Raw genomic sequence first — 5296 nt, forward strand, 5'->3', positions numbered from 1 at the left:
TGGGCCAGCTGCGGGGCAAGGCCAGGCGCCAGGCCAGGCGGCAAATCCAGATGGTGTTCCAGGACCCCCTGGCCTGCCTCAATCCCCAGATGGTCGTGGGGGAGGCGATCGGCGATCCGCTCCTAATCCATGGCCTGGCCACGGCCAGCCGGGCACGCGACCAGGCCCGCCAATGGTTGGAGGCCGTTGGGCTCTCACCGGCAGAGGCCTTTGAATCCCGATTGCCCCGCCAGCTCTCCGGCGGCCAGCAACAACGGGTGGCCATCGCCCGGGCCCTAATTCTCCAGCCCCAGGTACTGCTCTGCGATGAGAGCGTGAGCATGCTCGACGCGGAGGTTCAGGCCGATGTATTGACGCTGCTGCGGGATCTGCAGGAGCGGATGGGCCTGGGGATGCTGTTTGTGACCCACGACCTCTCCGTGGCCAGCGGCTTCTGCCATCGGGTGCTCGTGCTCGATGGCGGCAAGGTCGTGGAGGAGGGCCCCGGCTCCAGGCTGCTGCGCGATCCCCAGGCGGCGATCACCAAAAGCCTGGTGGCGGCCTGTCCGCGGCTGCCAGCCCTGGCCCAGACCTAGCGCCGCCTGAGCACGGCCAGCAATCGCTCAAACATCTCGGGCAGGGGGGCCTCAAACTTCAGGCGCTCCCCCGTGATCGGATGGTCCAGCCCCAGTTGCACAGCATGCAGGGCCTGGCCGGGCAGGGCCATCGGCAACTTGCGACAACGGCTGTAGGTCAGATCGCCCACGATTGGATGGCCCAGGTGGGCGCAATGCACCCGGATTTGGTGGGTGCGGCCGGTGTCGAGTTTGAAGCGCAGCAGGGAGTAGTCGCCTAGGCGCTCCACCAGCCGCCAGTGGGTGCAGGCATGGCGCCCCCCCTCGCTGACCACCGCATATTTCTTGCGGTCGATCGGATGGCGGCCGATGTCGGCTATCACCGTGCCCTCATCGGCACTGGGCACCCCGTGGATCACCGCCAAATACTGGCGGGAGGCGATGCGCTTTTGGATCTGCACCTGGAGCTTGACCAGGGCCTCCTGGCTCTTGGCCACCACGATGCAGCCGGTGGTGTCCTTATCGAGGCGATGCACAATGCCCGGCCTCATTTCGCCACCAATGCCCGGCAGGTCGGGGCAGTGGTGAAGGAGGCCATTGACCAAGGTGCCATTGCGATTGCCGGGGGCCGGATGCACCGTGAGCCCAGCGGGCTTATTGAGCACGATTAGGTGGGCGTCCTCGAAAAGCACATCGAGCGGCATCGCCTCTGGCTTGAGGTACTCCAGGGGTTCGGGGGGAGGCATCCACAGCTCAACGCTGTCGCCCTGGCGCAGGGGTGTTTTGGCGCGACCGGTGATCCCGTTGACCCGCACATAGCCGGCATCAATGAATTTCTGGATCCGGGCCCGGCTCTGCTCCGGCCGTTGGGCCACCAGCCAGCGGTCAAGCCGCATCGGTAGGGGCTTGGGGTATTCGAGGCCGAGCAGTTCGCCTTCGCCCTCGCCAAAGGCACTCACGGCAACTCGAGGGCCATCGGACCCAGGAAGGCGCGGCGATAGTCGTCGAGGAGCTTGGTGGCCATGCGCAGGGTGTCGCCGCTGGTGTGCTTTTCAGCCACCGCCGCCAGCCAGTTCTGGGCATCGGGGGCCCCATTTGGCAGGGCTGCCACCGCCAGGCCATAGCGCTTCTCCAGCAGGCCAGCTGCCACCCCGGCGGCCGGGATCGCCTCCAGAATTGCCAGGAGCTGCACAAAGGCCTGGGCTACGGCCTCGCTGTCGTAGGCGGCCTGGCCAATGTCGTCGCAGAGGGCCAGGCGCAGGGCGGCCTGCTGGTCATCCAGCCGGGGTGGCAACACCCCAGGGGCATCGAGCAGGTCGAGGTCCTGGCCCAGGCGCACCCAGCGCAGGCTGCGGGTAACGCCGGCGCGGCGGGCACTGTCCACCACCTTTTGGCGCACCAGGCGATTGATCAGAGCCGACTTACCCACGTTGGGAAAGCCGAGCATCAGCGCCCTAACCGGCCGCGGTTTCATGCCCCTGCCGGCGCGGCGAGCATTGAGGGCCGCCCCGGAACGAATTGCGGCCTGCTGCAACTGCTTAACGCCCGTGCCGACCTTGGCATCACACCAGCAGGGCTTGATCCCATCGGCGCGAAACCAGGCATCCCAGGCGGCCCGGGCGGCCGTTGGCACCATGTCGAGGCGATTGAGCACCAGGATGTGCTGCTTGCCTTCGATCCAGCGCTGGAGCCGGGGGTGGCCGGTGGAGCGGGGGATGCGGGCGTCGCGCACCTCGATCACCAGGTCCACCTTGGCCAGGTGGGCACTGAGGGCCTTCTCCGCCTTGGCGATATGCCCCGGGTACCACTGAATCGCTGGAGCAGCGGCACTGAGCAGGTCGCTCACGGCACCACCAAAACGGGGCAGGGGGCCAACTGGATCACCCTCGCGGCCGTGCTCTGGTGATCGTTTTCCAGGCTGATGCCGCGGGTGCCCATCACGATCACATCGGCATTGATTTCATCGGCCACATCACCAATCACAAAGGCGGGTTTGCCCTCCCGCTCGATCACCTGACAGGGCACCCCGGCCCCTTCAAAGCTGGCCTTGGCCTCGGCCAGAAAACGGGCCACCTCGTCGGGATCGTCCTGGCCAGGCTCCACCACTGAAAGCAACACCAGGTCGCTGCTGTGCTGCTGCACCAGCTGGAGGGCCACCGCAGCCGTTTCCCGGGCCTGGCGGCTGCGATCAATGGGGAACAAAACGGTGGCAAACATCTTGTAAAGGCAAAACCAGTGGCGAAGCGGGAATTTGGGGAAAACCGAAGCCAGGGGGCTAGCCTCCCCCGGCAATTCCGTTACTCCTGCAGCCCCATGGCGAAGCGTTCCCTGGCCAGCCTGACAGCCGATGACCTCCGTGGAAAGCGGGTGCTGGTTCGGGTCGACTTCAACGTACCGCTCAACGACTCCGGCGCCATCACCGACGACACCCGCATTCGGGCAGCCCTGCCCACGATCAACCACCTCACGGCCCATGGCGCCAAGGTGATCCTGGCCGCCCACTTCGGCCGTCCCAAGGGTCAGGTGAATGAGTCGATGCGGCTCACCCCCGTGGCAGCCCGCCTGGCTGAACTGCTCGGCAAAACCGTGGTCAAAACCGACAGCTGCATTGGCCCCGACGCCGAAGCAAAAGTGGCTGCCATGGCCGGCGGTGATGTGGTGCTACTGGAGAACGTGCGCTTCTTCGATGAAGAAGAAAAAAACGACGCCGGCTTTGCCCAGAAACTGGCAGCCCTGGCCGATATCTATGTGAACGACGCCTTCGGCGCCGCCCACCGGGCCCACGCCTCCACCGAAGGGGTGACCAAATTCCTCAGCCCCAGCGTCGCTGGCACCCTGATGGAAAAGGAACTGCAGTACCTGCAGGGCGCCATCGATGAGCCCAAGCGCCCCCTGGCTGCAATCGTGGGCGGCTCCAAGGTGAGCTCCAAGATCGGCGTGCTCGAAGCCCTGATCGACAAGTGCGACAAGGTGCTGATCGGCGGCGGCATGATCTTCACCTTCTACAAGGCCCGGGGCCTGGCGGTGGGCAAGAGCCTGGTGGAAGAGGACAAGCTCGAGCTGGCCAAGGAACTGGAAGCCAAGGCTGCCGCCAAGGGTGTGCAGCTGCTGCTGCCCAGCGATGTGGTGCTAGCTGACAACTTCGCCCCCGATGCCAACAGCCAAACCACCAGCATCGACGCCATCCCCGATGGCTGGATGGGCCTAGACATCGGCCCCGATTCGCTCAAGGCCTTCCAGGAGGCCCTGGCCGATTGCAAGACCGTGATCTGGAACGGCCCGATGGGCGTGTTCGAGTTCGACAAATTTGCCGCTGGCACCAACGGCATTGCCCACACCCTCGCCGATCTCAGCGCCAAGGGCTGCTGCACGATAATCGGCGGCGGCGACTCGGTCGCAGCCGTTGAGAAGGTGGGCGTGGCCGAGAAGATGTCGCACATCTCCACCGGCGGTGGCGCCAGCCTCGAACTGCTGGAAGGCAAGGTGCTGCCCGGCGTGGCCGCCCTAGATGAGGCCTAGTTTCCAGGCCTAGGCCCGGTAACTAGGGATTAAGGGCATCCCTATCGGCCACCACCCGCACCCGCTTGGTGGCCGTCACGATTCCCTTGGGATGGACCAGCAGCACGGCCCAGGTTTGGGAACCTGGGCTAAGGGGCGCTTGCACGGTTTTAAACAGGCCGCCGCCACCCAGGGCCCCCAGGGGCAGGGACGGACTGGCCATGGTGGTCACCATCTGGTCGCTGATCGCTGCCAGGCCCCCCGCCAGCACGGAGCCGGCCAGGGGTTCATCAAATAAGACGTCGACGTCATAGCGCTGGCCCGTCAGCACCGCATCGGGGATCAAAAGACTCACCGGCAGCTGGGAATCGCTGCTGTGGAGCACCGATTGCTCCTCAATAACCCGCTGGCTATTGATGCGGCCGCCATCGCTGCCCAGGGCCAACCGCTGCACCGCTTCGAAGGTGTAGGCATGGGGACCAGCCTTTTGATGGCCCGTCACCTTCACCTGGGTGGTGGCACTGCCGTCCCGCAGGGGGGCACCGGGGCTGACCTGCCACTGGGCATCGGGGAATTGCTTGAGCAGCACCCGGCGGCGCATTTCCACCAGGGCCGGATCCAAACCGGGCCCCGGCTCCAGCACCAGGCTCAGTTCGCCAGCGCCGTTGAAGGCCCGCTCCAGGCCCTGGAGCTGCTGGGGAGTGGGGGCAGCGGCCCAGGCACTGCCGAGGGTGGCGCCACCAGCCAAACCAATCCCGCCGATCAGGCCCAGCAATCCAAACCAAACGCGCGGCATCGAGGCAGCCAAAACCGCTTTTAAGTTAGGTCGGCCCCCAGGCTCTGCCGATGCCCAGGCTCCTAATTGCAGCAAGCGGAACTGGAGGCCATCTGTTCCCAGCCCTGGCGGTGGCGGAGGCGATGCCAGGGGATTGGGATGTGCACTGGTTGGGGGTGCCAGACCGGCTTGAGCGCCAGCTGGTGCCGAGCCGCTATCCCCTGCACACCGTGCGGGCTGGCGGGCTCCAGGGCCGGGGCCTGCGCAGGCTGCTCAACGCGCTCCAATTGGTGCTTGCCATCCAGGCGGCCAGGCGCCTGATCCGCCGCGAGCAGGTGAGCGCGGTCTTCAGCACCGGGGGCTACATCGCTGCCCCGGCAATCCTGGCGGCCCGTAGCTGCGGGATTCCCGTGGTGCTCCATGAGAGCAATGCCATTCCCGGCAAGGTGACCCGCCTACTGGCCCGCCA

7 protein-coding genes are annotated in these 5296 nt (G+C 66.0%); 3 read left to right on the forward strand and 4 right to left on the reverse strand.

What is annotated here, in order from left to right; all coding sequences use genetic code 11:
- Window positions 1–575, forward strand: a 575-nt coding sequence (locus KBY58_RS12815; RefSeq protein WP_255004704.1) for an ATP-binding cassette domain-containing protein, incomplete at its 5' end; no start/stop codon positions are given.
- Here the strand turns inward: KBY58_RS12815 and KBY58_RS12820 are convergent.
- Genes KBY58_RS12820 through KBY58_RS12830 form a run of 3 tightly spaced genes read right to left on the reverse strand, consistent with a single transcriptional unit; the run spans window position 572 to window position 2771 of the window.
- Window positions 572–1513: an RluA family pseudouridine synthase gene (locus KBY58_RS12820; RefSeq protein ID WP_255004705.1), complete on the reverse strand. Its 942-nt coding sequence runs from the start codon at window positions 1511–1513 to the stop codon at window positions 572–574. The genes KBY58_RS12815 and KBY58_RS12820 overlap by 4 nt on opposite strands.
- Window positions 1510–2400 (reverse strand): ribosome biogenesis GTPase YlqF, encoded by an 891-nt coding sequence (ylqF, locus tag KBY58_RS12825; RefSeq protein ID WP_255004706.1) that lies wholly within the window; start codon window positions 2398–2400, stop codon window positions 1510–1512. The genes KBY58_RS12820 and ylqF overlap by 4 nt, the downstream gene beginning before the upstream one ends.
- Window positions 2397–2771 (reverse strand): universal stress protein, encoded by a 375-nt coding sequence (locus KBY58_RS12830; RefSeq protein WP_255004707.1) that lies wholly within the window; start codon window positions 2769–2771, stop codon window positions 2397–2399. The genes ylqF and KBY58_RS12830 overlap by 4 nt, the downstream gene beginning before the upstream one ends.
- 96 nt (window positions 2772–2867) lie before the next feature.
- On the opposite strand from KBY58_RS12830, the gene KBY58_RS12835 reads away from it, so the two are divergent.
- Window positions 2868–4073, forward strand: coding sequence for a phosphoglycerate kinase (locus KBY58_RS12835; RefSeq protein ID WP_255004708.1), 1206 nt, complete (start codon window positions 2868–2870; stop codon window positions 4071–4073).
- Between the two features lie 22 nt (window positions 4074–4095).
- On the opposite strand, the gene KBY58_RS12840 is transcribed toward KBY58_RS12835, so the two are convergent.
- Window positions 4096–4848 carry a hypothetical protein gene (locus tag KBY58_RS12840; RefSeq protein ID WP_255004709.1) on the reverse strand — a complete coding sequence of 251 codons (753 nt, stop codon included), beginning with the start codon at window positions 4846–4848 and terminating at the stop codon, window positions 4096–4098.
- Window positions 4849–4898: 50 nt separating this feature from the next.
- On the opposite strand from KBY58_RS12840, the gene KBY58_RS12845 reads away from it, so the two are divergent.
- A partial coding sequence (locus tag KBY58_RS12845; protein ID WP_255004710.1) for a UDP-N-acetylglucosamine--N-acetylmuramyl-(pentapeptide) pyrophosphoryl-undecaprenol N-acetylglucosamine transferase occupies window positions 4899–5296 on the forward strand: 398 nt, incomplete at its 3' end.

The organism is Cyanobium sp. HWJ4-Hawea (assembly GCF_024345815.1).
In the GTDB taxonomy this organism is placed as follows: Bacteria; Cyanobacteriota; Cyanobacteriia; order PCC-6307; family Cyanobiaceae; genus Cyanobium_A.